Origin of the sequence: Streptomyces sp. NBC_00203, from assembly GCF_045206325.1 — a bacterium.
GTDB lineage: Bacteria > Actinomycetota > Actinomycetes > Streptomycetales > Streptomycetaceae > Streptomyces > Streptomyces lutosisoli.
The window spans coordinates 639,700-665,954 of sequence record NZ_CP108126.1 but is presented as its reverse complement, the minus strand read 5'-3'; the positions used below and the strand labels follow the sequence as shown (position 1 = coordinate 665,954).

At 69.6% G+C, this 26,255-nt stretch carries 22 protein-coding genes and 2 pseudogenes; 16 read left to right on the top strand and 8 right to left on the bottom strand.

The window, feature by feature from the left end; genetic code table 11:
* Positions 1-54 precede the first annotated feature (54 nt).
* The 7 genes and pseudogenes from OG975_RS03290 (at position 55) to OG975_RS03260 (ending at position 10,221) form a co-directional block, all read left to right on the top strand.
* A complete protein-coding gene (locus OG975_RS03290; protein ID WP_406327257.1) occupies positions 55-1,230 on the top strand; it encodes an ROK family protein in 1,176 nt (391 codons plus the stop codon).
* A gap of 21 nt (positions 1,231-1,251) precedes the next feature.
* Entirely contained in the window at positions 1,252-2,565 is a 1,314-nt protein-coding gene (locus tag OG975_RS03285) for an ABC transporter substrate-binding protein (protein ID WP_406327255.1), read from the top strand.
* 25 nt (positions 2,566-2,590) lie between these two features.
* Complete coding sequence (locus OG975_RS03280) at positions 2,591-3,529, top strand: carbohydrate ABC transporter permease (protein WP_406327253.1); 939 nt, start codon at positions 2,591-2,593, stop codon at positions 3,527-3,529.
* The gene (locus OG975_RS03275) at positions 3,526-4,443 is read left to right on the top strand and encodes a carbohydrate ABC transporter permease (RefSeq protein ID WP_406327251.1); all 918 of its coding nucleotides are present in this window, start codon (positions 3,526-3,528) and stop codon (positions 4,441-4,443) included. Before OG975_RS03280 ends, OG975_RS03275 begins: the two co-directional genes overlap by 4 nt.
* Positions 4,444-4,518: 75 nt before the next feature.
* Positions 4,519-6,336, top strand: a complete 1,818-nt coding sequence (locus OG975_RS03270) for an alpha-galactosidase D (RefSeq protein ID WP_406327249.1) — start codon at positions 4,519-4,521, stop codon at positions 6,334-6,336.
* Between the two features lie 149 nt (positions 6,337-6,485).
* Positions 6,486-8,917: pseudogene (locus OG975_RS03265) on the top strand (glycosyl hydrolase family 95 catalytic domain-containing protein).
* Positions 8,914-10,221 (top strand): SGNH/GDSL hydrolase family protein, encoded by a 1,308-nt coding sequence (locus OG975_RS03260; protein ID WP_406327247.1) that lies wholly within the window; start codon positions 8,914-8,916, stop codon positions 10,219-10,221. The pseudogene OG975_RS03265 and the gene OG975_RS03260 overlap by 4 nt, the downstream one beginning before the upstream one ends.
* Positions 10,222-10,318: 97 nt before the next feature.
* Here the strand turns inward: OG975_RS03260 and OG975_RS03255 are convergent, their stop codons facing one another.
* A complete protein-coding gene (locus OG975_RS03255) occupies positions 10,319-10,972 on the bottom strand; it encodes a TetR/AcrR family transcriptional regulator (protein WP_406327246.1) in 654 nt (217 codons plus the stop codon).
* 115 nt (positions 10,973-11,087) lie between these two features.
* Between OG975_RS03255 and OG975_RS03250 the strand changes: the two genes are divergently transcribed.
* Positions 11,088-12,518, top strand: a complete 1,431-nt coding sequence (locus OG975_RS03250) for an MFS transporter (RefSeq protein WP_406327244.1) — start codon at positions 11,088-11,090, stop codon at positions 12,516-12,518.
* Between the two features lie 63 nt (positions 12,519-12,581).
* Here OG975_RS03250 and OG975_RS03245 read toward each other — a convergent pair whose 3' ends face one another.
* The gene (locus OG975_RS03245; protein ID WP_406327243.1) at positions 12,582-13,166 is read right to left on the bottom strand and encodes a TetR/AcrR family transcriptional regulator; all 585 of its coding nucleotides are present in this window, start codon (positions 13,164-13,166) and stop codon (positions 12,582-12,584) included.
* Positions 13,167-13,286: 120 nt separating this feature from the next.
* Between OG975_RS03245 and OG975_RS03240 the strand changes: the two genes are divergently transcribed.
* Together OG975_RS03240 and OG975_RS03235 are read left to right on the top strand one after the other, a co-directional pair.
* Entirely contained in the window at positions 13,287-13,964 is a 678-nt protein-coding gene (locus OG975_RS03240) for a class I SAM-dependent methyltransferase (protein WP_406327241.1), read from the top strand.
* Entirely contained in the window at positions 13,958-14,608 is a 651-nt protein-coding gene (locus tag OG975_RS03235) for a DUF2218 domain-containing protein (RefSeq protein WP_406327240.1), read from the top strand. Before OG975_RS03240 ends, OG975_RS03235 begins: the two co-directional genes overlap by 7 nt.
* Before the next feature lie 18 nt (positions 14,609-14,626).
* On the opposite strand, the gene OG975_RS03230 is transcribed toward OG975_RS03235, so the two are convergent.
* Together OG975_RS03230 and OG975_RS03225 are read right to left on the bottom strand one after the other, a co-directional pair.
* The gene (locus OG975_RS03230; protein ID WP_406327238.1) at positions 14,627-15,103 is read right to left on the bottom strand and encodes a hypothetical protein; all 477 of its coding nucleotides are present in this window, start codon (positions 15,101-15,103) and stop codon (positions 14,627-14,629) included.
* A 96-nt stretch (positions 15,104-15,199) separates the two neighbouring features.
* Complete coding sequence (locus OG975_RS03225) at positions 15,200-16,441, bottom strand: RNA-guided endonuclease InsQ/TnpB family protein (protein ID WP_406327236.1); 1,242 nt, start codon at positions 16,439-16,441, stop codon at positions 15,200-15,202.
* A gap of 25 nt (positions 16,442-16,466) precedes the next feature.
* On the opposite strand from OG975_RS03225, the pseudogene tnpA reads away from it, so the two are divergent.
* A pseudogene (tnpA, locus tag OG975_RS03220) lies at positions 16,467-16,884 on the top strand (IS200/IS605 family transposase).
* Between the two features lie 182 nt (positions 16,885-17,066).
* On the opposite strand, the gene OG975_RS03215 reads toward tnpA, so the two are convergent.
* Together OG975_RS03215 and OG975_RS03210 are read right to left on the bottom strand one after the other, a co-directional pair.
* The gene (locus OG975_RS03215) at positions 17,067-17,702 is read right to left on the bottom strand and encodes a DUF305 domain-containing protein (protein WP_406327235.1); all 636 of its coding nucleotides are present in this window, start codon (positions 17,700-17,702) and stop codon (positions 17,067-17,069) included.
* Between the two features lie 95 nt (positions 17,703-17,797).
* Complete coding sequence (locus tag OG975_RS03210; RefSeq protein WP_406327233.1) at positions 17,798-18,250, bottom strand: DUF6153 family protein; 453 nt, start codon at positions 18,248-18,250, stop codon at positions 17,798-17,800.
* A 183-nt stretch (positions 18,251-18,433) separates the two neighbouring features.
* On the opposite strand from OG975_RS03210, the gene OG975_RS03205 reads away from it, so the two are divergent.
* From OG975_RS03205 to OG975_RS03195, 3 genes are all read left to right on the top strand, one after another.
* Positions 18,434-18,895, top strand: coding sequence for a hypothetical protein (locus tag OG975_RS03205; RefSeq protein ID WP_406327231.1), 462 nt, complete (start codon positions 18,434-18,436; stop codon positions 18,893-18,895).
* 94 nt (positions 18,896-18,989) lie between these two features.
* Positions 18,990-20,129 carry a PLP-dependent cysteine synthase family protein gene (locus OG975_RS03200; RefSeq protein WP_406327230.1) on the top strand — a complete coding sequence of 380 codons (1,140 nt, stop codon included), beginning with the start codon at positions 18,990-18,992 and terminating at the stop codon, positions 20,127-20,129.
* Positions 20,126-21,418 carry an MDR family MFS transporter gene (locus tag OG975_RS03195; protein ID WP_406327228.1) on the top strand — a complete coding sequence of 431 codons (1,293 nt, stop codon included), beginning with the start codon at positions 20,126-20,128 and terminating at the stop codon, positions 21,416-21,418. Before OG975_RS03200 ends, OG975_RS03195 begins: the two co-directional genes overlap by 4 nt.
* Before the next feature lie 35 nt (positions 21,419-21,453).
* Here the strand turns inward: OG975_RS03195 and OG975_RS03190 are convergent, their stop codons facing one another.
* Positions 21,454-21,807, bottom strand: coding sequence for a hypothetical protein (locus OG975_RS03190; RefSeq protein ID WP_330302229.1), 354 nt, complete (start codon positions 21,805-21,807; stop codon positions 21,454-21,456).
* Positions 21,808-21,914: 107 nt separating this feature from the next.
* Between OG975_RS03190 and OG975_RS03185 the strand changes: the two genes are divergently transcribed.
* Complete coding sequence (locus OG975_RS03185; RefSeq protein ID WP_406327226.1) at positions 21,915-22,580, top strand: NUDIX domain-containing protein; 666 nt, start codon at positions 21,915-21,917, stop codon at positions 22,578-22,580.
* Positions 22,581-22,664: 84 nt separating this feature from the next.
* Complete coding sequence (locus OG975_RS03180; protein ID WP_406327225.1) at positions 22,665-23,651, top strand: aldo/keto reductase; 987 nt, start codon at positions 22,665-22,667, stop codon at positions 23,649-23,651.
* A gap of 33 nt (positions 23,652-23,684) precedes the next feature.
* Here the strand turns inward: OG975_RS03180 and OG975_RS03175 are convergent, their stop codons facing one another.
* A complete protein-coding gene (locus OG975_RS03175; protein WP_406327224.1) occupies positions 23,685-26,237 on the bottom strand; it encodes a SpoIIE family protein phosphatase in 2,553 nt (850 codons plus the stop codon).
* Positions 26,238-26,255 lie beyond the last annotated feature (18 nt).

Below are 26,255 nucleotides of genomic sequence, written 5' to 3'. Positions count from 1 at the left end.
GATAATCCTGCTTCTTTCATTGACAGCAGAAAATAAGGGACTTAGGTTCCGGCCATGCGCTCGACCTCTCGCACCGAGGCGTTCCCGGCCCACACACCGGCCGCCGCTCAGATCTTCACCACCGTGCTGTCGCACGGCCCGCTCACCCGCTCGGAGATAGCCGGACGGACGCGGCTGTCGGCGGCGGCGGTCACCAAGGCGGTCCGGCCCCTCATCGAGGCCGGATACCTCCTGGAGGACGCCGACGAGGACGCGCGGCAGCCGTCCCTCGGGCGGCCCGCCAACCCGGTGCGGGTCGACGGCGGGAGGGCACTGTTCATCGGCGTCAAGATGACGGGCGACGAACTGATCGCCGTGCTCACCGACTTGTGCTGCCGTATCAGGGTCGCCCGGCACATGCCGCTCACGACCCACGATCCCAGGGCGGTGCTGGCCTTGACCGCGGCGCTCGTCCAGGAGCTGCTGACCGAGGCCGACGGCTTCGGGGTGCCGGTCCAGGGACTGGGCATCGCGGTGTCCGGCGATGTGGACCGCGCGGCCGGAGTGGTGCGCTACTCGCCGTTCCTGGAGTGGCGCGACGTACCGCTCGCCGAACTGGCCGCGATGACCACCGGGTTGCCGGTCACCGTCGACAACGACGTCCGGGCGCTGACCGTCGCCGAGCAGTGGTTCGGCGCCGGAGTGGGACTGTCCGACTTCGCGGTGGTGACCGTCGGCGCGGGCATCGGCTGCGGCCTGGTGGTGCACGGGCAGGTCGTATCGGGCGCGCACGGCGTGGCCGGCGAGATCGGGCACGTCGCCATCGACCCGGCCGGGCCCCTGTGTCACTGCGGCAACCGCGGCTGCGTGGAGGCGATCGCCGCGGACTCGGCGATCGTCGGCCGGATCCGGGAGGTCACCGGCGTACAAGTGGCCGACGCAGCCGAGGCCTTGGAGCTGGCGCATGACGGTGACCCCGGAGCGCGCGAGGTGTACGCGCGGGCGGGGGAGGCGATCGGGCGGGGCATCGCGACCGTGGCCAACCTGCTCGGCCCCGAGCGAGTGATCATCTCCGGCGAGGGCCTCGCCGCCTACGACCTGTTCGCCGAGCAGATCCGCGACGCGTTCACCGCGGCCGCCTTCGGATCGGCCGCGCGGTGCGATGTGCGAACCCGCCCACTGCCCTTCGAGGAGTGGGCGCGCGGGGCCGCGGCCACCGCGATCCAGTCCTTCATCAGATCAGACACGTAACCGCACGCACGAGGAGTAACGATGACGCAGCAGAGCCGCGATCACCTGGCTGCGCGGGGACCCGGCCGGCGCAGAGTGGTCGGCGGGTTGTTCGGACTCGGCGCGGCCGCACTGGGGGCGCCCGTCCTGAGCGCCTGCGGTGGCGGAGCGGGCGCCGACCCGAAGACGGTGACCTTCGGATCCAACGGCGCCGACGCCACCCCCAAGAAGGCCTACGCCGCGGTGACCGAGGCATTCGCCAAGGACAGCGGGCTGAAGGTGAAGACGAACACCGTCGACCACGACACCTTCCAGAAGAGCATCTCCACCTATCTTCAAGGCACCCCGGACGACGTCTTCACCTGGTTCGCGGGCTACCGCATGCAGTACTTCGCCCAGAAGAAGCTCTGCAGCCCCCTCGACGACGTATGGGACAAGATCGGTGCCGGCTTCAGTGACGCCACCAAGCAGCTCTCGCGGGGCGAGGACGGCAAGTTCTACTTCGTGCCGCTGTACAACTACCCGTGGGCCGTGTTCTACCGAAAGAGCCTCTTCAAGGAGCGCGGCTACCAAGTCCCGCAGAGGTGGAGCGAGTTCATCGCGCTCGCCAAGCGCATGAAGAAGGACGGCCTCGCCCCGATCGCCTCCGGATACGGCGGCGGCGACAGCTGGAGCATCCTCGGCGCCTTCGACTACCTCGACCTCAGGGCCAACGGCTACGACTTCCACATGTCCCTGATGCGCGGCAAGGTCTCCTGGACCGACAAGCGCACCGTCGCCGTCCTCGACCTGTGGCGTGAGCTGGCCCCCTACTACCAGCCGAGCGCCGGCGGCCGCTCCTGGCAGGACGCCGCCCAGTCCCTGCTCGACAAGAAGTCCGGCATGGCCGTCATCGGGCTCTTCCTCGGCCAGCAGATCACCGACGAGAAGATACGCGCCGACATCGACTTCTTCCCCTTCCCCGAGATCGAGGCCGCCCACGGCCAGGACGCCGTCGAAGCCCCCACCGACGGCTTCATGCTCAGCCGCCGGCCCAAGAACGAGGACGGCGCCAAGAAGCTCCTGGAGTTCCTCGGCGGCGCCCACGCCGAGGAGTCGTACATGGGCGTCGACCCGAGCAACCTCGCCGTCAACGAACAGGCCGACACCGGCTCGTACAACGCACTCCAGAAGAAGTCCGCGGACCTCATCGCCTCCGCCCGGCACATCAGCCAGTTCGCGGACCGCGACAGCGACCCCGGCTTCATCTCCACCGTGGTCCTCCCCGGCCTGACCCAGTGGCTCGGCCACCCCGACGACGGCTCGGGAACGCTGAAGAAGATCGAGTCCCAGCGCTCACGCTTCTTCACTGCCTGACCAGGACCGGAAAGGTCGCCCCCACGTGTCCTCCGCCCCCGTCACGCCCGGCACGCCCAAACGCTCCCGCGCCCGCCGACTCGGCCCCGGCGACCGGCTCTTCCTCACCGTCGTCATCGGCATCCCGCTCGCCGCCCTGCTCTTCTTCGTCTGGCTGCCCGCACTGGCTTCCCTGGGACTCTCCTTCACCACCTGGGACGGCATCGACCTGGCCGACATCCACTGGACCGGCCTGGACAACTACCAGCAGATCTTCACCAACTACCCGCCGTTCTGGCCCGCGGTCCGGCACAACGTGATCTGGCTGCTGTTCACGGCGCTGCTGCCCACCCCGTTCGGCATCTTCCTCGCCTATCAACTCGACCGGAAGATCCGCTTCACCAGGATCTACCAGACCGCGATCTTCCTGCCGATGGTGCTCTCCCTGGCCGTCGTCGGTTTCATCTGGGAGATCATCTACAACCCGGACACCGGACTCCTCAACGGCATCCTGAACGCGGCCGGTTCGGGCCACCACATCGACTGGCTCGGCAATCCCGACCTCAACCTGTGGGCCGTACTGGTGGCTTCGGGATGGCGGCACACCGGCTACATCATGATCCTCTATCTGGCCGGACTGAAGGGCTTCGACCCGGCGCTCAAGGAAGCCGCCGCGCTCGACGGCGCGAACGGCCGCCAGACCTTCCTGCGCGTCGTCTTCCCCGCCCTCAAACCGGTCAACATCATCATCCTGGTCGTCACCGTCATGGAGTCCCTGCGGGCCTTCGACATCGTCTACGTCCTCGGCGGCGGCGTCGGCAGCAAGCCCGGCATGGAGCTGCTGTCCCTCCTCATCACCGACAACATCATCGGCGAGTCCAGCCACATCGGTTACGGCTCCGCCCTCGCCGTTGTCCTGCTCCTGGTCTCCCTGGCCGCCATCGGGACGTTCCTCGTCCAGACCGTCCGCAAGGAGGACCAGTGACCACGACGGCGACGCGGCCCGCCTCCCGAACGCGGGAGCCCCGGACACGGCAGACCCCCGCGGGACCCCGCCGCCAGACGGGCCGCCATCTGATGCTGGCCGGCATCGCCTTCCTCTGGCTCGTCCCGCTCCTCTGGGCCGTGTACACCTCGCTGCGCCCCTACTCGGACACGGCGAAGCACGGCTATCTCTCCTGGCCGCACAGCCTGAGCCTCGGCAACTTCACGGACGCCTGGCAGCAGTCCGGGATGCCGCACTTCTTCTGGAACTCCGTCCTCATCACCGTCCCGTCGGTCCTCGGCACGCTCCTCTTCTCGGCGGCCGTCGCCTTCTTCGTCACCCGTTTCGACTTCCGCTGGAACATCGTCCTGCTGATGCTGTTCACCGCGGGCAACCTGCTTCCGGCGCAGGTCCTCATCACCCCGCTGTACCGCCTCTACCTCCTGCTCCCGCTTCCGCAGTGGATGAGCGACTCCCTCCTCCTCTACAACTCGGCCTGGGGCATCATCGCGATCCACATCGCCTACCAGTGCGGGTTCTGCACCTTCGTCCTCAGCAACTACATGAAGACGATTCCCCGGGAGATCTCCGAGGCCGCGCTCGTCGACGGCGCTCCCGTCTGGCGGCAGTTCTTCCAGATCATCCTGCCGTTGTGCCGACCGGCGTTCGCCGCCCTCGCGACGCTCGAGTCGATCTGGATCTACAACGACTTCTTCTGGCCGCTCGCACTCATCGAGTCCGGCGACAAGCGCCCCATCACCTCAGCCCTGGCCAACCTCCAGGGTGCGTACTTCACCAACCCCAACCTCATCGCGGCCGGTGCGCTGATGACCGCGATCCCCACGCTGCTGGTGTACTTCGCGCTCCAGCGCCAGTTCATCAGCGGACTCACCATCGGCTCGGGCAAGGGCTGAGCCGCCGGAAGGCCGGGGCGCTCGCCGCCCCCGCCTTCACCGCCCCCGCTGACACCGTCCCTGGAGGTCCGACCCATGCGGTCACCCTCGTACTCCGTCATGCCCATCCGCGCCCTGAGAGCCGTGCTGGTCCTCGCCCTCACCGCGGGCGTCGCGACGACCGTCCCGGCCGCCCAGGCCGACACCAATTCCACTGAGAAGGACACCGCCGCCGCACCGATCGCGGCCAAGCCGTACATGGGCTGGTCGAGCTGGAGCATGCAGTCGTCGAAATACCCGGGCCTCAACCCGGACGGCGACTACAGCTACCTCACCGAGGCGAACGTCCTGAAGCAGACGGACGCCCTCTCCGCCAAGCTGAAGCAGTACGGCTACGACCATGTCAACATCGATGCCGGCTGGTGGATGGACAAGAACTGGAAGTCGGGGTTCGACCAGTACGGCCGGCAGACACCCGACCCGGTCCGCTTCCCCCACGGCATGAAGTCGGTCGCCGACCACATCCACTCCAAGGGCCTCAAGGCCGGCATCTACCTGCCCGCCGGCCTGGAGAAGGGGGCGTACGGCGACGGCAAGGTGCCCGTCTGGAATGCCCCCGGCTGCACCACCGCCGACATCGTCTACCCGGACCTGCGCACCACCAATGGCTGGGACAGCGCCTACAAGCTGGACTTCGACAACTCCTGTGCGCAGAAGTACATCGACTCCCAGGCGCAGATGTTCGCCGACTGGGGCTACGACTTCCTCAAGCTGGACGGTGTGGGCCCGGGCTCGTTCAAGTCCGGTGACAACTACGACAACGTCGCCGATGTCGCCGCTTGGCAGAAGGCCATCGCCGCCGCCGGACGCCCGATCCATCTCGAGCTCTCCTGGTCGCTCGACATCGGCCACGCCGCCGACTGGAAGCAGTACTCCAACGGCTGGCGCATAGACACCGACGTCGAGTGCTACTGCAACACCCTTGTCAGCTGGGAGAATTCGGTCGACGACCGGTGGGACGACGCCCCCGCGTGGAGCCGCAAAGCGGGCCCGGGCGGCTGGAACGACCTGGACAGCATCGACGTCGGCAACGGCGAGATGGACGGCCTCACCAAGGCCGAGCGGCAGAGCTACATGACCCTGTGGGCCATCAACAAGTCGCCGCTGTTCACCGGTGACGACCTCACCAAGCTGGACAGCTACGGCGTATCCCTGCTGACCAACAAGGAAGTCATCGCCGTCGACCAGAACGCCTCGCCCGTGGCGCGTCCGGTCACCCCGGTGGGCGACCAGCAGGTCTGGGGCACCAAGAACGCCGACGGCAGCTACACCGTCGCCCTGTTCAACCTCGGCGACTCGCCGGCCTCCGTCACCGCCGACTGGGCGTCCTTCGGATTCACCGGCAACGCCTCCGTGCGCGACCTGTGGAACAAGGCGAACCTCGGGACCTACAGGAACAAGATCACCGAGGCTCTGCCCGCGCACGGCTCGCGGTTGTTCACCGTCAATCCCGGCGGCAGCACGCTGACGACCACGGGCTACGAGGCCGAGGCCGCGGCCAACACCCTGTCAGGCAACGCCTCTGTCGCCGGATGCGACGCCTGCTCCGGTGGCAAGAAGGTCGGCAACCTCTACTCCGGCGGCAAGCTGCGGTTCAACGACATCACGGCGAAGAAGGACGGGATCTACACCGTCAAGGTCGCCTATGTCAGCGGCGACCCCCGCTCGGTGACCGTCCTCTCCAACAGCGGCAACGGCACCAGCCTGAAGTTCCCCTCCACGGGCGACTGGAGCACGGCCGAGACCGTCAGCCTCCAGCTGGCACTGAAGGCGGGCTCCAACACCATCACCTTCGACAGCGGCAGCGGATACGCACCCGACATCGACAGGATCGTCGTCCCGCAATCTGTCTGACCTCTCTCGGTCCGTCCACCCCGCTCCCGTGGGGCCCGGTGTCACGACCCGGGCCCCACGGGACCGGTCCAACGCCGACGGCCCGCAGCCGTCATTTCTGCACGAGCCGTTTCTGCTCGGGCCCCTTCGGCACGAGCCGTTCCCCGGATATGGAGTGCACGACAGTGGACATCCAGCACACCGAACCACGAGACGACAGAACCAACCGCAGAGGTTTCCTCGCTCTCGCCGCCGTTGCCGGCGCGGCCACCGCGCTGGGCGGTCTGCCCGCCTTCACCGCCTCGGCGACCCCCCTGCGCCCCACCGAGTCGCCCCTGCTGTCCGCGGCCGACGCCGCGAAGAACCAGCTGTGGTGGCAGGCTCCCGGCTCCTCCCCCTCGATGATCGAGCAGGGGCTGCCCGTCGGTAACGGTCGCCTCGGGGCGCTCGCGAGCAACGACCCCTCCAATGAACTGCTGATGATCACCGACGCCACCCTGTGGACCGGCGATCTCAACGACAAGCTGCAGAGCGACGGCCAGTTCCCCTACGGCCGCGACGACTTCGGCTCCCTGACGCTGCTCGCCAAGCTCACCGTCGCCATCCCGGATCACGACCTGGGCAACGTCAACAACTACCGGCGTACCCTCGACCTGGCCCAGGGCCTGGTCAGCACCTCGTACGACATCTCCGGCGTGACGTACCGGCGGCAGATCTTCGCGAGCCGCCCCGACGACGCCATCGTCCTGTACTTCTCCCAGCAGGGCGGCGGCTCCTACACCGGCACCGTCTCCCTCGCCGGCACCCACGGCGAGTCCACCACCGCCAACAGCGCCGGCCGGTACGCGTCGTTCGGCGCCTCCCTCGCCAACGGCCTGAAGTACGGCGCCGCCGTCACCGCCTACAGCAGCACCGGCAGGGTCCGCGTCGACGGTTCGTCGGTCTCCTTCAGCGGCTGCAAGGACCTCACCGTCGTCGTCAGTGGTGGCACCAACTACGCTTCCGACGCGGCCGCGAAGTTCCGCGACCCCTCCGTGGACCCGCAGCGCCTCGCCAGGACCAAGGTCCTGGGCGCGGCCGGCCACTCGGCGAGCACGCTGCTGCACACGCACGTCGCCGACTTCCGCGCCGTGTTCGGACAGCTGGACATCAACCTCGGCACGTCGTCCGCCGCGCAGCGCGAACTGGACACCTGGGAACGGGTGCAGGCGCGCCACCGGGACGACGTCCCCGACCCGGAACTGGAGGCCGCCTACCTGCAGTTCGGCCGCTATCTGATGATCTCCGGATCGCGGGGCAGCCTGCCGATGGGCCTCCAGGGCCCGTGGCTGGACGGCAACGACCCGGACTGGATGGCCGACTACCACACCGACATCAATATCCAGATGAACTACTGGATGGCCGACCGGGCGGGCCTGTCCGACTGCTTCGACGCCTTCACGGACTACTGCCTCGCGCAGCTGCCCGACTGGACGGACGTCACCCAGCGGCTGTTCAACGACTCCACCAACAGATACCGCAACTCCAGCGGCAAGATCGCCGGCTGGACCGTGGCCATCTCCACCAACCCCTATGGCGGTGGCGGCTGGTGGTGGCACCCGGCCGGCAACGCCTGGCTCTGCCAGAGCCTGTTCGAGCACTACGAGTACACCCAGGACCGCGCCTACCTCAAGAAGGTCTACCCCCTCCTCAAGGGCGCCGTGGAGTTCTGGGAGGCCCGGCTGATCACCACGACCGTCACCGACGCGTCCGGGGCCCCGCGCGAGGTTCTGATCGCCGACAGCGACTGGTCGCCCGAACAGGGTCCGCTGGACGCCAAGGGCATCACCTATGCCCAGGAACTGGTGTGGAACCTCTTCGGCGATTTCCACACGGCGGCCGAGGTGCTCGCCAAGGACGCCGCCTACCGCAAGACCGTCGACGGTCTGCGCGAGCGCCTGTACCTGCCCGTGGTCAGCCCCAAGACCGGCTGGCTGGAGGAGTGGATGTCGCCCGACAACCTTGGCGAGACCACGCACCGGCACCTCTCCCCGCTCATCGGGCTCTTCCCCGGCGACCGGATCCGCCCGGACGACTCCACGCCGAAGGACATCCTCGACGGCGCGACCGCCCTCCTCACCGCGCGCGGTATGAACAGCTTCGGCTGGGCCAACGCCTGGCGCAGCCTGTGCTGGGCGCGGCTGAAGAACGCGGAGAAGGCGTACCAACTGGTCGTCAACAACCTGAAGCCGTCGGTCAACGGCAGCAACGGCAGTGCGATGAACCTCTTCGACATCTACGAGGTCGAGACGGGCCGCGGCATCTTCCAGATCGAAGCGAACTTCGGCACCCCCGCGGCGATCGTCGAGATGCTGGTCTACTCACGGCCCGGACACATCGAGCTGCTGCCCGCGCTGCCCGCCGCCTGGGCGGCCTCCGGCTCGGTGTCCGGCGTGGGCGTCGCGGAGGCTTCGTCGCCGACCTCAGCTGGAGGAACGGCAAGGTCAACCGGGCGACGCTGAAGAGCGTCGGCGGCAGCGCCGCGACCGTCGTCGCGGGCGGCGCCTCGCGGAAGATCAGCCTCAAGCCCGGTGAGTCCGTCACGCTGCGGAACCTGGGATGAGGGCCGCCTGGTACCGGCGCCCCGCGGTGGGCGTCGTCTCAGCACTGGTCCTGGCGGTCTGTGGACCCCTGGCCGCCTCGTCGGCGGCACAGGCGCAGTCCCCAGCACAGGCGCAGCCGTTGTCGCAGGCCCCGACGGGCACGGTGGCGACCCCGGCCGCCGCGAAGGGCAAGCACTCCGTCGTCACGTGGGGCGCCAGTGCCGACCGGCAGGGTGCCGGGCCCGCCGACCGCAGCTACCGGTTGATCGTGCGTACCAGCGTCGGCGGCACGAACATGCGTATCCGGCTGTCCAACGCCTTCGGCGACCACCCGGTGACCTTCGCGAGCGCGTACGCCGGGCTGCAGAAGCAGGGTGCGGCGCTGGTCCACGGCTCCAACCGCCCCCTGTCCTTCGGCGGAGCGGCGTCCGTCACCGTCCCGGCCGGCGAGACCGTGCGGAGCGATCCGCTGCCCGGGAAGCTGGCCGCCCAGAGCAATCTCGTCATCAGCCTGTACGTGACGGGCGCCCAGGGACCGACGACCGGTCACGGCATGGCCATGCAGACCAACTACGCGACCGCGGGCAACCATGCCGCCGAGGAGGGCGCGGCCAACTGGACCGATCCGATGGGCTCCTGGTACTGGCTCGACGCCGTCGACGTGGAGACGTCCACGGCGGTCAGCTCGGTGGTGACCCTCGGCGACTCCATCACCGACGGATGGGCCTCGACCACGGACGAGAACCGCCGCTGGCCCGACTATCTCTCCCGGCGGCTCCAGGCCGCGTCCGGCAGCACCGTGAAGGGAGTGGCGAACGAAGGCATCTCGGGCAACAAGGTGCTCGCGGACGGCGCCGGGGAGGCCGCGCTGAACAGGCTGCAGCGTGATGTGCTCTCCCAGCCCGGGGTCAGCACGGTGTTCCTGTTCGAAGGCATCAACGACATCAAGGCCCACTCCGGCGTCACGGTGGACGACATGATCGCCGGCTATCAGCAGATCATCGACCGGGCGCACGCGGCGGGCAAGTGTGTCGTCGGCGCGACCGTCATGCCGTTCAAGGGCTGGTACGAGTACGACGCCGCCTCCGAGGCCGTGCGCCAGGGCGTCAACGACTGGATCAGGAACAGCGGCGCACTCGACGCCGTGACGGATTTCGACAAGATCACACGCAGTCCGTACGACCCGCAACTGGTCCTGCCGTTCTTCGACGGCGGCGATCACCTGCACCCCAACGACAAGGGAATGCAGGCGATGGCCGACGCGGTCGACCTCGGACGCCTGACGTCCTGCCGGCCACTGCCTCAACCAGCGGTCAACGGATAATCAGACGGCAACCCTGTCGCCGCCGACAACCTCAAGGTTCTCCAGGCCCAGCGGAAACGACGTTGGTGGCGCCGCCGTTGAGCACTGGGGCAGCTCGTTACGACCAGGTGCGGCGCGGAGCGTAGTGGCTCAAGAACATGTCGACGCCGCCGGCGATCAGACGGTCGGTGAGGCTGTCGTCGATGTCGGTGCCGTAGGCGCTGAAGACCATGTGGGGATAGAGCAGCAGCGAGTAGAGCTGAAGGGTGGCCACATCGAAGTCGGAGATGTCGAGTCGGCCCTGTTCGGTCAACTTCCTGAGCGCCCCCGCGACGGCGGGGTGGTGGTGCTCGGTACTGCCGTGCCGCCAGGCCTCGCCGAGTTCGGGGAACCGGTGCAGCTCCCGGCCGACGACGTTGCGCAGCGCGAGGATGTCCGGGTTGGTGCGGATGCCGTCCACCCAGGCACGGGCAGTGGCGACCAGGGCCTCGCGGAGGTCCTCCGCGTCGGCGAGGTGGTCGATGGCGGTCACCGGGGTGACACCGAGCGGTGCGTCGAGTGAGTCCTTGATGACCCCGATGAACAGGGCTTCCTTGCTGCCGAAGTGGTTGTAGACGGTCACCTTGGACACGCCCGCTTCGGCGGCGATGACGTCGACGCTGACGTCGAAGCCCTCACGCAGGAAGAGCTCCCGGGCCGCTGTGACGATGGCCTGCCGCTTGGCCTCGGCGCGTGGTCCGGCCGGTGGCTGCTTGACGTCCTTCGTGCTCATGCGGCAAGTCTACCGGGTAGTGAACTGAACGGTTGAGTTCATATGAACTGGGCCGTACAGTTCATGTGGTGGGGCTCGTGCGGAGCCCTCTGTCTGTCACACCTGGAGAGTCGTCATGACGCACAGCACTGTCGGTGCGGAGTGCGCGTCCGGATCCCCTCAAACGGCCGATTCGCGCCGTTGGGTGATGCTCGCGCTGCTCTGCCTGGCTCAGTTCATGCTCATCCTCGACGTCACCGTCGTGAACGTCGCCCTGCCCGACATGGCCGCCGACCTTGACCTCGGCCGGGAGACGCTGACCTGGGTGGTCACCGCCTACACCCTGTGCTTCGGCGGGCTGATGCTGCTCGGCGGCCGGCTCGCCGACGCGCTCGGCGCCCATCGCACCGTGCTCGCCGGGCTCGCCGTCTTCACCGCGGCGTCCCTGATCACGGGGCTCGCGACGGGCGTGCCCATGCTGCTGGGCGGGCGGATACTCCAGGGCGTGGGAGCCGCCTTGCTGTCTCCCTCCGCCCTCTCGATCGTCACCACCGCCTTCCACGGCCCGGAGCGCAACAAGGCGCTCGGCGTCTGGGCGGCGATCGGCGGTACCGGCTCGGCGATCGGCGTGCTGCTCGGCGGAGTGCTGACCGACGGCCCGGGCTGGCGATGGGTCTTCTACATCAACGTGCCCATCGGGATTCTCGCCCTGGCCGCACTGCCCGCCGTTCTTCCGTCCCGCCCGCCGCAGCCCGCCCGGCTGGACCTGCCCGGCGCGCTGCTGGTCACCGTGGGCACCGGATCACTCATCTACGGCTTGGTCAAGGCGGGTGACGCCGGCTGGAGCGGAGCCGCAGCGCTGCTGCCGCTGCTCGGGGCGGCCCTCCTGTACGGAGCGTTCGTCGTGGTCGAGCGATCCAGTCGAGCTCCGCTGATGGACCTGCGGATGCTCACCCGCCGTCCCGTCGTGGCGGGTGCGTTCCTGATGCTGATCGCCACGGCGCTGCTGATCGCCTGCTTCTTCCTCGGTTCGGTCTACCTCCAGCACGGACGCGGTTTCAGCCCGCTCAAGACCGGGCTCGTGTTCCTGCCCGTGGCCGTGGCCACCGCACTCGGCGCCCATCTCGGATCCCGGCTCGTCGGCAGGATCGGCAGCAGGCCGACCGCCGTGGGCGGCATGCTGGTCGCGGCGGCAGGGACCGTGCCGCTGGCTTGGCTGTCAGGCGACGGCAGCGTGTACGCCGACCTGCTGCCGGGCCTCGCTGTCGCCTCGCTCGGCATCGGCGCGGCTTTCGTCACCGCCACGACCACGGCGCTGGCCATGGTCGCGCACGAGGAGGCCGGGCTCGCCTCGGGTGTTGTCAGCACCTTCCACGAGGTGGGTGGTTCGATCGGCGTGGCTGTCATGTCCACCATCGCGGCCGCGGGTATCGAGCATGGCGCCGTCGACGGCTTCAGGGACGCGTTCACGCTCAGCGCGGTCGCGGCCGCCGTCGCGGCCGGGGTCGCGCTGCTGCTCGTACCGCGCGGGAGGCCTCGGATGACCGGGGGGCCGCATGTGCACTGACGTCGCCTGACCGCACCGCGCTCGACGGGGAACCATGGGTGCGGGAAACCGGACATGCCCGGCTCAAGGAGTGTCGTCAGGACGCATTCCGGCCAGGGTGACGGTGACGAGCCGCCGGACCGCCGCCTTCGAGGGCAGGTCGCCGGCCGCGGTGAGGGCGTGGAGGCAGTAGGTGGCGAGCTCGCCGGGGGCGATGTCGTCGCGGAGCTCGCCGGCGCGAACGCCCTCGGCCACCAGATCCCGGACCATGCCGTGGAGTCGCTGCTGTGCCTCAGCGACGTGCTGATCCCGGTGCAGGAACGCCGAGAGGTCGGTGTCATGGTGCCGGCGGGACTCGTGGGAGATGACGGCGAACGCCTCCAGCACGGCCTTGAGCCGTCCACCGGGGCCGACGGCCCGGTCCCGGGCCTCGACGAGGAGATCGAGGTGGCCGCCGATCTGCCGCTCGTGCCAGGCGAGCAGGATCGCTTCGGCATCCGGAAAGTACTTGTACAGCGTCGCCCGGCCGATGCCGGACTCCTTGGCGATCTGGGACATCGTCACCGACGCCAGTCCGTGCTCGGCGACCAGCGCCGCGGTGGTGTCCATGACCGCGGTGCGCACCGCCGCCCGGTGCGCGTCGATCGTCTCGTTCCACAGCTTCGGCACCGCCCCAGTGTACGACCCGACGATGGCGAGACAGAGTGGGTTGACAGCGACACAGTGTCTCGATAAAGCTGAAGTCGGCACCGGGAATCCGGACCGTCGCGGCGAGGGAAGGACACGACCATGGCCGGCTCGACCCCTCACCCTCGCTACGATCCCGGGACCTCGCGCAGGCCCGAGGACCTGTACGCCAGTCCGCCGCCGTGGGACATCGGCCGCCCTCAGCCGGCGCTTCTCGCCCTCGCCGAGGCCGGTGCTCTCCGCGGCCGGGTGCTGGACGTGGGCTGCGGAACCGGTGAGCACGCGCTGCTGGCCGCGGGTCTCGGTCTGGACGCGACAGGCGTCGACCTCGCTTCCAACGCCCTGCGCGTGGCCGAAGCGAAGGCGCGCGAGCGAGGCCGCCCGGCACGGTTCATGCTCCACGACGCGCGTCGACTGGCCGATCTGCACGAGCGGTTCGACACCGTGCTCGACTGCGGGCTCTTCCACATCTTCGACGGCGACGATCGCGCCGCCTACGTCGACGGCCTGCGGTCCGTACTGCCGGTGGGCGGCCGCTGCTTCATCCTCGCCTTCAGCGACCGGCAGCCGGGCGAGTGGGGACACGTGCACCGGCTGACGCGCGGCGAGATCGAGGCCGCGTTCGCCGACGGATGGCGCATCGACTCGATCGAACCGGCCACGCTCGACATCACCACCGACCCGGCAGGCATCCAGGCCTGGCTGGTCGCCCTCACCCGGATCCGATCCTCCGCGGGGCGGCACCTCACCGCCCGCGCGGAGAAGGGAACACCATGCTGACCGCCGAAGCCCGTGTCGAGGCCGAGCGTCCGAGCCGGTATCTCGTGCAGCTCTGCAAGCACTTCGACAACAAGGGGCGGCACTTGAGCCACCGGCCGCGCGGCCACAACGGCGAAGACGCGCAGGCGCTGTACGAGATGCGGGCGGTGGCAGCCCAGGCGCAGGTCGAATGGTCCGAGACGCGGGGGAGCGTCCGCCTTCCCTGGGGCCGGTGCGAGCTGCGGGCCGAACCGGGCGCGCTGACCGCACACGTCGAAGCCGTCGACGAGGAGAACCTGCGGCGGCTCCAGGACCTAGTCGCCGGGCACGTCGAGAGGTTCGGCAGGCGTGAGGAGCTGACGGTGGCCTGGGAAGAGCCCGAACCCGCTGTGGAGCCGGCCGACGACAACGCCGTCGGCGCGGCTCCGGCGACGCGAGGAGAGGTCGTACGACGCCATCCGCGCGCCAGGACGGCGGCCCTCGTGGCGGTCGGCGTGCTCGCCGTCGCCGTACACCTCGGGCTGGGCGGAGTCCTGCTCGCGAACTGGCGGTGGACGGGATGGGCCGTGGGCGTCGTCCTGGCGGTCGTCCTGCTGAAGGTCACCGTCCTGACGGGCCTGGGCCGTTTCGTCGTACGGCGAAACAGGATCTCCAGGGCCCGCTGACGCCGATTCAAGGCGGCCCTACTGCTCCATGGCTCCCTGGGGCACCGGATACCGCTCGTCGAACCGGCGCAATTTCCACAGGGAGACAGCGCCGATCCAGGTCACCAGGAAGGTGACCACGATGACGATGCCGATGGTGTTGAGGTCGATGCCGGTGAGCCATGACCAGGGCCGTCGATCGGCCGCTCCGAACCGGTCCGCCAGCAGGGAGACCAGTTCCACCGTGCCGACCACGAACGCGACGAAGATCGACAGCCCCGTCATGGTGAGGTTGTAGTAGATCTTGCGGACGGGGTTGGAGAACGACCACTCGTACGCCTTCGCCATGAAGACGCCGTCCGTGGTGTCCATCAGGCTCATTCCCGCGGCGAAGATCAGCGGCAGCGCGATGATGGCGAGCGGCGGCAGGGTGCCGTCCGCGGCCGAGCCCGCCGCGAGGCCCAGCGCGCCGACCTGGGTGGCGGTGTCGAAGCCCAGGCCGAAGAGCAGGCCCACGAAGTAGAGCTGCCAGGTGTGCTCGATGAACTTGTTTTGACTTGCTCCTCGGGCTGAAGCCCGAGGATTCCGGCCTTCTCGTCCGTTGCTGTGCCGCTACGCGGCACGGGGTTCGGGCGGGGATCCGTGGCTTCCTGTTTCTTCGCGCTGTGCCGGGACGAGTCCTGGTCTGACCGGCGCTCCGCAGGCTGTAACCGCCAGTCCGGCGGCCGTTTTGACGTTGATCGCGGCGTTGTGGTCCCGGTCATGGACCGCACCGCAGGCAGCACAGGTCCATGACCGTACGTGCAGGGGCTTGGGTCCGTCCTTGGCCCCGCACGCCGAGCAGGTCTGGCTGGTCGGTGTGAACCGGCCGATCTTCACCACAGTCCGGCCGTACCGGGCCGCCTTGTACTCCAGCATGGTCACGAACGCCGACCATCCGGCGTCGTGGACACTCTTGGCCAGTCTGGTGCGCGCGAGTCCTTTGACCGCCAGGTCTTCCACGCCGATCGCTTGGTTGTCGCGGATCAGCTTCGTGGAGAGCTGGTGGTGGAATTCTTTGCGCGCGTCGGTCACCTTCGCGTGGGTGCGGGCGACCTTCAGGCGGGCCTTCTCGCGGTTCTTGCTGCCTTTCTGCTTGCGGGACAACTCCCGCTGGCTTCTCTTGAGTTTCTTCTCCGCGCGGCGCAGAAACCTGGGGGAGTCGATCTTCGTGCCGTCGGACAGGACGGCGAAGTGGGTGAGCCCCAGGTCGATGCCGATGGTCTGGTCGGTGTCGGGCATCCGGGTGGCGTCGGCGGCCGGGTTGGTGTCGGCGGCCGGGTTGGTGTCGATGACGAAGGAGGCGAAGTACCGCCCGGCCGCGTCCTTGATCACGGTGACCGAAGAGGGCTGGGAGGGTAGAGTCCGTGACCACTTCACCTTCACCGCCCCGATCTTCGGCAGGTTCAGCCGCCCGGAATCGGTGATCGACCAGCGGGCGTTGGCCGTGAAGCGGATCGACTGCCGCCTGTCCTTGCGGGACTTGAACCGGGGCGCACCCATCTTCGCGCCCTGCCGCTGGCCCTTGAGGGAGGCGAAGAAGTTCCGGTAAGCGGCCTCCACATCGCGCAGCGCCTGCTGGAGCACCACCGAGGAGACCTCACCCAGCCAGGCCCGTGAAGCGGTCTGCTTCGCAGCGGTGATCAACTTCTTGGACAACTCGCCGACCGCCGGGAAGGCCTCGCCCGCTGTGCGGGCGTGTTCGCGGGCGCGCACGGCGTCGTTGAACACGACGCGGGCGCACCCGAACGCCCGCGCCAGCGCGGCGTGTTGGCCGGAGTCCGGGTACAGGCGGAAGCTGTACCGAAGCTGCATGACGGCCACGATACATATTTGGGTTATGGGTGAGATGCAGAAGATCAGAACTGGTCGGCACAGTGTTTTCGCGATGCATGTGCACTTGGTCTTCGTGACCAAGTTCCGGCACAAAGTGTTCACGGACGATCATCTGGCACGCATGGAGGAGATCATGCGGTCAGTGTGCGCGGACTTCGAGTGCGAGCTGGTGGAGTTCAACGGTGGGGACAACCACGTCCACCTCCTGGTGAACTTCCCGCCCAAGGTCGCCGTCACCAAACTCGTCAACTCCCTCAAGGGCGTCTCCTCCCGCCGACTGCGCCAGGAATTCCCCGACCTGGCACGCCACTACTGGCGGGCCAACAAGCTCTGGGCCGGATCCTCCTTCGCCGGCACCGTCGGCGGCGCCCCGGCTCTCGGTCGTCAAGCAGTACATCGAACAGCAGAACCGGCCGGTGTGAGCATCGCCCGGCCCCGCCGCGACCAGCCATCGCGGCGCTCCGCGCCATGGTGGTGAATACGCGGCCGGCGGCGGGGTTCGGATGGGTCATGTCGAAGCTTCGCCGCCTCGCCCCGGAGACGAGGCCGAGGGCGTGACCGCCCGGGCCCCTGACGGAGTCCGAGCGGTCACGCGAGCCGCGGATCAGAGCCGGTCGAGGATGCCCTGGAGCTGCTTGACCTCGGCGGACTGGCCCTTGACGATGCCGTCGGCCATCGTCTGGGCGTCGGTGTTCCGGCCGCTCTTCTGCTCGGTCCTGGCCATGTCGATCGCGCCGTTGTGGTGGTCGATCATCATCTGGGCGAACATCTTGTCGAACTCGGTGCCCTTCATGGCCTTGAGTTCCTTCATGTCCTTGTCCGACATCATGCCGTCGCCGCCCATGTCCATCCCGGCCATGGACCCCGCCGCGGCGGGCTTGCCCCAGGAGTTCAGCCAGCCCGTCATGGTGGTGATCTCGGGGTCCTGGGCCTTCTCGATCGTGCCGGCCAGGTCCTTGATCTCCGTGTCGGAAGCCCGGCCGTCGGCCAGCCGGGCCATCTCCACGGCCTGCTGGTGGTGCGGGAGCATCATCTGCGCGAAGGTGACGTCCGCGTCGTTGAAGTCCCCGGCCTCGGCGGTGGCTGTCGCCGAACTCCTGCCGCTGCCGTGGTCCATGCCGCTCATGTCGTGGCCGTTGTCGCCGCAGGCGGCCAGCAGCAGTGCTCCGGCGGCTACGACACCCATGGCCGCGATGCGGCGGGCGGACCTGCGGCGCAGAGCGCGCGTGAAGGTGGTCATCGTCAATTCACCTCGTGTGGTGGGTCTTTGGCTGTTCTGGCGTACGCGTCATCGCGGGACGGCGCAGGGGTGCGCGTCCGCGAGGGCGGTTCGGCCTAAAGCCGCAGGACCGACAACCGGGTGAGATCGGGGCCGCGTGGCGGAGGGTTGGGCCGCAGCATGACCGGGGCCTCGGCGAGGAGGTTCGCCAGCCAGTCGGGGCGGCGGGAGAACGCCATGCGCAGGAGCGCGGCGAGCACCCACGCGGTGACCAGCACCGCCATGCACAGCGAGAGCATGTCCATCGCCATGGCGGGCTCGTGCGAGGACGACGTGTGCGCGGGATCCTGCGCGTGACCCTGATCCGGGGCCGCCGGAGCCCCCATGGGGTCGTGCGCCGCGGACGACGCGTACATCGTCGACGCCTGGGACGTGGCGCTCATCCCGGAGCCGGAGGAGTTGTCGGGGTGTCCCACGGTGTGCATGACGAACACGCCCAGCGCCAGCACCACGACGAGCAGCAGGTGCCCGAGGGCCGCTCCTGTTCGTACGTTTCGGCTCACACGCACTCTGGGGTCTCCGCCTGCGATCGCTCCGGATGTTGCTCTGCGACAGTACCGAAGGCGGAGTGGTCGTGCGGCGGCGGGCATTGGTGTCAGGTCAACCGGCACCGGGCCGCTTCACCCGGAAGGGCGTTAACCGGAAGAGCGTTAATACGCCCGCGCCGTGACGTTCCGCTTACGATCAGTCACATGCCGCAGGAACCGGTCGGCCGCACGGCGTCGCGCAAGCCGACCCTCGCACTCCTCGTGGGCCTGGCTCTGCTGCTCATGGCCCACGTCGTGGCGTGTGCCGCGCATGCGGCCGCGAGCCACACCCACCCTGCGGCGGCCGCGCCCTCGGCGCACGCGGAGTCCGGCGCCGACGACCCGCTGCGGTTCTCCGGCGCATCGGACTGCGCGGCGAACGGCGAAGGCGACGACGGCCCAGGACACGGCGCCACCTGCTGCGACCCGGCCCGCTGGACCGCGAACGTACGCGCGCCGGCAGGGACCCTGCTGCTGACCTTGTCGCTGCTCGCCCTGCTCGTGCTCCGCCGACGCGGGGAGGACCCGGCGACATCCGGCGGCCCACCCGGGGGACGAGACACCTCCGACGGACCGTCCCTCGTCGGCCCCCGACTGCTGCGACTCGTCTGCGTCAGCCGTACGTGACGTCGCCCGCCCGGCACGCCCGCCGGGTGTCCGGCACACCTCCCCGTACGGCACAGACACGCGGCCTCATCGCGGGCCGCGGAAGGACCACGACATGAGCACGGCCCTGCGCAGGATCTCCTCGCGCGACATCTCCTCCTTCCTCGCAGCACATGAACTCCCCGACCCGCTCGGCGCACCGCGCCGGTCACCCGCCGGTCTGGTCGGCAACACCCCCGTCCTGTGGATCGGCGAACCCTTCAACCCCGCGGGACGGGGTTTCTGGGCCAAACTCGAAGGCTCCAACCCCGGCGGCATCAAGGACCGTCCGGCGCTGCACATGGTCTCCGCGGCGCGCGAGCGCGGCGACCTCGCGCCCTGCGCCCCGGTCATCGAGTCCACCAGTGGCACCCTCGGCCTGGGCCTGGCGCTGGCCGGGATCACCTATGGCCACCCGGTCACTCTGGTCACCGACCCCGGCCTGGAGCCACTGATGGCGCACCAGCTCCGCGCCCTCGGCGCGCAGGTGGACGTCGTCACCGAGCCGCACCCGGTGGGAGGCTGGCAGGAGGCCCGCCGGCAACGGGTCGGCGAGTTGCTCGCCCGTACGCCCTCGGCCTGGTGCCCCGATCAGTACAACAACCCCGACAACGTCGCCGCCTACGCCCCGCTCGCCCTCGAACTCACCGTCCAGCTCGGCCGGATCGACGTCCTCGTGGCCGCGGTCGGCACCGGCGGACACTCTGCGGGTATCGCCCGCACCCTGCGCGCCTTCCACCCGGAGCTCAGACTCGTCGGCGTCGACTCGGTGCACTCGACCGTCTTCGGCCAGCCGGCGGGCCCGCGCCTGATGCGGGGCCTCGGCAGCAGCATCCATCCGGGCAACGTCGACCACGCGGCCTTCGCGGAGGTCCACTGGGTCGCTCCCGGCGAGGCGGTGTGGACCTGCCGTGAACTGGCCCGCGGCCACTATGCCAGCGGCGGATGGAGCGTCGGCGCGGTGGCGCTGGTGGCGAACTGGCTGGCCCGTACGGAGCCCGCGCGCACCCGTATCGCGGCGGTCTTCCCCGACGGTGTGCACCGCTACTGGGACACGGTCTACAGCGACGACTACTGCCGGACCCACGACCTCCTCCGCCGTCTCCCGGCCGCCGAGCCGGACGAGATCGCGCACCCCGGCGAGCGTACGGTCGAGCGCTGGACCCGTTGCGCCGGCGTCACCGCACCCGTCGGGACGGAAGGGGCGGCGCGATGAAGTCACTCGCCGAGCAGTTCCGTTCGTTCAACGGATGCGTCCGGCTGCTGATGGTTCAGCAGTTCACCATCAACACCGCCTTCTACATGCTGATGCCCTATCTCGCCGTTCATCTCGCGGACGGGCTGGGGATGGCCGCCTGGGCGGTCGGCCTGGTGCTGGGGGTACGCAACTTCACCCAGCAGGGGATGTTCCTGGTCGGTGGCACGCTCGCCGACCGGCTCGGCCACAAGCCCATGATCATGGCCGGATGCGGACTCCGGACCGTCGGATTCGGCCTGCTGGGGTTCGTGGACTCGCTGCCGGCGCTCGTCGTGGCCTCGGCGTTGACGGGGTTCGCCGGAGCCCTGTTCAACCCGGCGGTCCGCGCCTGTCTCGCGCAGGAGGTGGGGGAGCGGAGAGTGGAGGCGTTCGCGACGTTCAACGTCTTCTACCAGGCAGGGATGTTCGTCGGCCCGCTGGTCGGACTCGCCCTGCTGTCCGCCGACTTCGGTCTGGTCTGCTCCGTCGCCGCGCTGCTGTTCCTCGCCCTGACGGTCATTCAGTTCCGCATGCTGCCCGACCGCGTGGGAAGCTCGACGGCGGAACCCGGCGGCCTGCTCGCCGACTGGCGCACCGTCGTCCGCAACCGGCCCTTCCTGCTCTTCTCCGCCGCCATGATCGGCTCGTACGTCCTGTCCTTCCAGGTCTACCTCGCGCTGCCGCTGCAGGCGCACCGGGTCGCCCCGGACAGCGGCGACGCGGTGACCACGGCCCTGTTCGCGGTCTCCGCCGGGGTGGCCGTGGCCGGACAGATGAAGATCACGGCATGGGTGCGGGCGCGATGGACCGCGCGTCGCGCCATCGTCCACGGCATCGCGCTCATGGGTGCCGCCTTCCTGCCGATGCTCCTCGACACCGGAGCGGTGACCGCAGACACCGGTGCCATCGGCCGGCTGACGGCTCTGGCACCCCTGTTCGCGACGGTCACCCTGCTCGGACTGGGCACGGCCGTGGTCTGTCCGTTCGAGATGGACACCGTCGTCTCGCTCGCCGGCGGGCGGCTGGTCGCCACCCACTACGGCCTGTACAACACCGTCTCCGGACTCGGCATCACTCTGGGAAACCTGATCACGGGCGCCCTCTGGGACGCCGCCGAACGCGAGGGGCACCCGGAGTTGACGTGGTGGGCGCTCGCGTTGACGGGCGCGCTCTGTGCCGGATGTGTCGGCCTGCTGGCCCGCTCGGGCCGCCTGACACCTCGGGCCGAGCCGGAGCTCACCGTGGTGGCCACGTCGAGCACGAGGTGACCGGGGCGCCGGGCAGGCCCGTGCACGGCTGATCCCTAGGTGTTCTCCGCCCTGGACATCCGCAGGGCGAGGTCCCGGAGCAGATCGGCCGTCTTGATGTCGGTCCGTCCGGAGTCGTGGATGTCGGCGAGTTCGGAGAAGAGGAAGGCGAAGGCGCCCACGAGCGAGATGGCGGCGGGCAGGTAGGCGTCCGCCACGGCTTGGCCCGCTTCCGCGGGTCCCGCGTCGGCGGGCACCTCGACGCGGGGGAACACCTCCGTCACCAGCGCGCCGAGGTGGGTCTCGGCCGACTCGACCTCGGCGTCCTCGTCCTGGGCGATCCTGCGCACCATCGCGTTGGTCTCGGTGAGGACGCCGATGGCGCGCAGGATGATCTCCGTCTGTTCCATGCCGTGAGCCTAGACGGGCAAAGCCCCGCTGTGACCTCGGTATTCGATTCGAGATGGTAGACAGTGGCCATGAACGACTTCTCCCGCTCCCGCCCGGCCCGCGCACGATGACCGCAGGCATCGACACCCCGGACCGCCGAGGCCGCACCGGGCTCGACCGCGTCGGCCGCGACCTGACCGGCAACCCCCGCGTCAAGATCCGGGACGTGCAACTCCTGTCCTGCCACTGGTACGTGGAGCGCACCACCACCTTCGACTTCCGGCACGCCGACGGCACCTGGAGCACCCAGGAGCGCGAGACGCACGACCGGGGCAACGGCGCCACCCTCCTCCTGTACGACGCCGAACGCGAAACCGTGCTGCTGACCAGGCAGTTCCGCTACCCCGTATACGTCAACGGGCACCCCGACGGCATGCTGATCGAAACACCGGGCGGGCTGCTCGACGAGGAGGACGAGCATCCCGAAGTCGCCGTGCGGCGCGAGGTCATCGAGGAGACCGGGCACACCGTCGGCGAGGTCCACCACGTCTTCGACGTCTACATGAGCCCGGGCTCGGTCACCGAGCGGGTGAGTTTCTACGCCGCCTCCTACGGCCCCTCCACCCGTACCCACGAGGGCGGCGGCCTCGACGAGGAAGGCGAGGACATCGAGATCGTAGAACTGCCCTTCCGCGGCGCACTGGACATGATCCGCACCGGGGAGATCGCCGACGCGAAGACCATCATGCTGTTGCAGTGGGCGGCCCTGGAAGGACCGTTCAAGAAGGCTTGACAACAAGGCTTGACTTAAAGAGCACTTCAAGTTCCAGACTCCTGTTCAGGCCCGCGGATTTCGGGCCCGAACGGGAGGGACACCATGAAGTACCGCACGATCGGCACCGACCCGAAGACCCGCCGTGAGGTGAGCGTGCTCGCACTCGGTGCGATGCTGTTCGGCTCACGGACGGACGAGAAGACCTCCTTCGCCGTCCTCGACCGCTATGTCGAGGCCGGCGGGAACTTCATCGACACCTCCGACAACTACGCCTTCTGGACCGACGACAGCCAGGGCGGCCAGAGCGAGACGCTGCTCGGACGCTGGCGGCGCAGCCGCGGCATCGGCGACGAGATCGTCATCGCGACCAAACTGGGCGCGCGGCCGCTGGCCCCCGGCACCGGTTACGTCGACAACCCGGAGGGCCTGTCCGCCAAGGTGATCCGCGAGGCGGCCGACCGCAGCCGGGAACGCCTCGGTGTGGAGAAGATCGACCTGCTGTACGCGCACATAGAGGACCGAACCGTGGAACCGCGGGAGACCGTGGAGGCGTTCGGTGAGCTGGTCGCCGAGGGCAGTGTCGGGCTGCTCGGGGTGAGCAACCACGCCATCTGGCGGGTGGAGCGGGCTCGCGCCCTCGCCGCCGCGGCCGGACTGCCCGGCTATGAGGTCCTGCAGTACCACCACAGCCTCCTGCGGCCGCGCGCCGACGTGCCCAGCGAGCTCTTCCCCGAGGGCAATCTCGGCGCGGCGGCGGGGGAACTGCTCAGCTATCTGCGAGCCGAGCCCGCGCTGACGCTGGTCGCCTACTCGCCCCTGCTGACCGGCGCGTACGTACGGCCGGACAAGCCGCTGCCGTCCGACTACGACCACCCGGGAACGCCGGCCCGGCTCGCCGTGCTGCGGGACGTGGCGAAGGAGACGGGGGCGAGCCTCAACCAGGTGGTGCTGGCCTGGCAGATCGGTGCCGAATTGCCGGTGATCCCCCTCGCGGGGGCGTCCTCCGTGGCCCAGCTGGAGGAGAACTTGGCCGCGGTGGAGCTGGAACTGACGGCGGATCAGCGGGCCCGGCTGGACGCCGCTCACTGAGAGGAACGGCACGGTCCTCGTCGTGGCCGGTGGCTAGGGGGTGCCACCGCCGCGCGGCGACCGGCGTGTGGTCAGGAGGAGCGCGATGTCGTCAGGGCGCTGGGTGGCCTGGCGGGCCTCCGCGGTGAGCAGGTCGGCCGCACGGGACAACGAGGGGCTGCCCGGCCTGCCGTGCGGGGTGCCCGCGCGGGCCAGGGCAGCGCGGAGGATCTCGACGCCCTCGTCGATGTCGGTGCCGGGCCGCTCGACCAGGCCGTCCGTGTACAGGGCCAGCACGGCGTCGGGTTCCAGCAGCAGCTCCGTCACCGGGTACTGGGCCCGCGGGTCCACTCCGAGCACCACGCCGCCGGGCAGGTCCAGCACCTCGGTGCGGCCGTCCGGATGGCGCAGCAGGGGCTGCGGGTGCCCGGCCCGGGCGGCTCGGGCGACTCCCGTGACCGGGTCGACCCTCACGTAGCAGCAACTGGCGAACTGACCCGGATCGAGATCGATGAGCAGCTGGTTGGTGCCGCTCATCACCTCGTCCGGGGAATGGTCGCCGAGCGTGAACGCCCTCACGGCGCTGCGCAGTTGGCCCATCGTGGCCGCCGCCTGGACGCCGTGCCCCTGTACGTCGCCGATGACCAGGGCGAGCCCGTCGCCCGCCTTCACGACGTCGTACCAGTCGCCGCCCACGTCCATGCCCACGGTGCCGGGCAGATACCGCCCGGCCGTCTTCACCAGCGGGTGAGCCGACAGCCGGTGCGGCAGCAGGGCCTCCTGGAGCCCGCGGGCGAGGGCCGACTCGTCGTCGTAACGCCGGGCCCGCTCCAGGGACTGCGCGATCAGCCCGGCGAGCGCCGTCAGCACCGTACGGTCCTCGGTGCTGAAGTCGCGGGAGCGGTCGAAGCCGAGGATGCAGGAGCCGACCGGCCGCCCCGAGGCGATCAGCGGCAGGAAGGCACGGGCCCCCTCCTTGGCGTCCAGCGCGATACCCGGATAGGCGGCCGCCAGCTGCTGCATCGACTCGAAGAAGAGCGGGCGGCCATTGGTGAGTACCTCGACCCCGGGCAGCTTGGCGTCCAGGTCCACCCCGTCGAACGGGGCGAGGAATCCCTGCGGGAAGCCGGTCTCCCAGGCCAGGTACATGCGCCGGTCCTGGAGCAGATAGATGGCGAGCCTGCGTCCGCCGAACGCGGGCAGCAGCTCCCGCATCACCACCTCGGACACCTGGCGTGCCGTCACCGCCTCGGTCAGCGCGATGGCGAGGATGATGGGCCGGTACTGCGGCGGTGTCGTCGGGACACCGGTCATGGGCTCGTCGGCATCGGGCCCCACCGGCACGGCCGTCATCGCCCGCTCGTCGTACGGGATGGCCTCCGCGGTGTCCGCGACCCGCCCCATCGGCACGATCTTGCACGTCAAGCTGTTGGGGCCGGGGTAGACGGACAGCGTCAGCCAGGTGCCTCCGGTGCGCCCCGGAGTCTCCTCGCGGCCGTCTCCGCGCGGTCGTCTGATCTGGAAGTGCACCGGATCCGGCGACAGCAGCGCCCCGCGCAGATGATCCTCGTAGGCCGGCCGGTCCAGCCAGGGCACCGCGTCCCACAGGGGCCGCCCCAGCAGCTCCGGGAGCGGTCGGCCGAGCAGCTCGGCGGCGCGCGGGTTGGCGTAGGTGATCAGTCCGAGCCGGTCGAAGGCGAACACACCCTCCGGCAGCAGATCCGCCGCTCCGTCCGCCGCCGGGCCCGGGCCGGGATCCACGACCACGCCGCTGACCCGGTACGGCGGGGCGGGCGCGGCACCCGAGATCCACAGCTCCAGCAGACGCAGTCCGCCGTCCGCGGTACGCACCGGCAGCGGGTGGGGCGGCGGGCTCCCGGCCGCCGTGTCGCGCAGCGCTGCCAGCAGCAGTCGGGGGTCGTCGCGGGTGACCGCGCGGGCCAGCGCCTCCGGCGTTCCGGTGAAGCCCTCGCGGCTGGTGCCGAGCAGGGCCCACAGGGCGTCGTCGGCGATGACCGTGTCGTCGGTGGGATCCCAGGTGAAGCCGCCGACACACCGGGAGGAGGGAGCGTCGGCCGGTGGCCGCGTGCACAGCGGCTCCCCGTCCCATAGGACGCTCTGCCCGTTCTTGTCCAGCGACGCCAGAACGGCACCCAGTTCCTCGGCCACCGCTGTCATCCGGTCACGGTCCGGCAGCACCTCGGTGGCGTCCGACGCCGAGGGCCGCAGCACCGTGAGGACGCCGAACGGCGTCGAGGCGCCCACGACAGGGACATACAGCGAACCGAACGGGAACGGCAGTCCCGCGGCGAGCTGCGGGTAGCGGCGCATCGTCTCCGTGGGGTCGGCGAGCAGCACCTCCACGCCGAGCCGATGGGCGTCGGCGGCGGGGAACGGGCGGTCCACGTGCATGCGCCACCAAGGGCGGAACAGCGGGCCGGGCAACCCCGCGAGCACGGCCAGCCTGAGCAGTCCGGGCGTGCTCGAACGCAGGTATACGCCTCCCGCGAAGCCGCGCGCCGCCCGGATCGCGTCCGTCACGGCGCCGCTGAGCAGGGTGGCCAGGCTTGCCAGCGCCTGGTCCTCGCGCTCGGCGCTCCCAGTCATCGGTCTGCCCTCGTCCGC

Coding starts and splice junctions, on each gene's coding strand:
- OG975_RS03290 (WP_406327257.1), top strand. CDS start 55: ATGCGCTCGACCTCTCGCACCGAGGCGTTCCCGGCCCACACACCGGCC.
- OG975_RS03285 (WP_406327255.1), top strand. CDS start 1,252: ATGACGCAGCAGAGCCGCGATCACCTGGCTGCGCGGGGACCCGGCCGG.
- OG975_RS03270 (WP_406327249.1), top strand. CDS start 4,519: ATGCGGTCACCCTCGTACTCCGTCATGCCCATCCGCGCCCTGAGAGCC.
- OG975_RS03260 (WP_406327247.1), top strand. CDS start 8,914: ATGAGGGCCGCCTGGTACCGGCGCCCCGCGGTGGGCGTCGTCTCAGCA.
- OG975_RS03255 (WP_406327246.1), bottom strand. CDS start 10,972: ATGAGCACGAAGGACGTCAAGCAGCCACCGGCCGGACCACGCGCCGAG.
- OG975_RS03250 (WP_406327244.1), top strand. CDS start 11,088: ATGACGCACAGCACTGTCGGTGCGGAGTGCGCGTCCGGATCCCCTCAA.
- OG975_RS03240 (WP_406327241.1), top strand. CDS start 13,287: ATGGCCGGCTCGACCCCTCACCCTCGCTACGATCCCGGGACCTCGCGC.
- OG975_RS03235 (WP_406327240.1), top strand. CDS start 13,958: ATGCTGACCGCCGAAGCCCGTGTCGAGGCCGAGCGTCCGAGCCGGTAT.
- OG975_RS03225 (WP_406327236.1), bottom strand. CDS start 16,441: ATGCAGCTTCGGTACAGCTTCCGCCTGTACCCGGACTCCGGCCAACAC.
- OG975_RS03215 (WP_406327235.1), bottom strand. CDS start 17,702: ATGACCACCTTCACGCGCGCTCTGCGCCGCAGGTCCGCCCGCCGCATC.
- OG975_RS03205 (WP_406327231.1), top strand. CDS start 18,434: ATGCCGCAGGAACCGGTCGGCCGCACGGCGTCGCGCAAGCCGACCCTC.
- OG975_RS03200 (WP_406327230.1), top strand. CDS start 18,990: ATGAGCACGGCCCTGCGCAGGATCTCCTCGCGCGACATCTCCTCCTTC.
- OG975_RS03195 (WP_406327228.1), top strand. CDS start 20,126: ATGAAGTCACTCGCCGAGCAGTTCCGTTCGTTCAACGGATGCGTCCGG.
- OG975_RS03190 (WP_330302229.1), bottom strand. CDS start 21,807: ATGGAACAGACGGAGATCATCCTGCGCGCCATCGGCGTCCTCACCGAG.
- OG975_RS03185 (WP_406327226.1), top strand. CDS start 21,915: ATGACCGCAGGCATCGACACCCCGGACCGCCGAGGCCGCACCGGGCTC.
- OG975_RS03180 (WP_406327225.1), top strand. CDS start 22,665: ATGAAGTACCGCACGATCGGCACCGACCCGAAGACCCGCCGTGAGGTG.
- OG975_RS03175 (WP_406327224.1), bottom strand. CDS start 26,237: ATGACTGGGAGCGCCGAGCGCGAGGACCAGGCGCTGGCAAGCCTGGCC.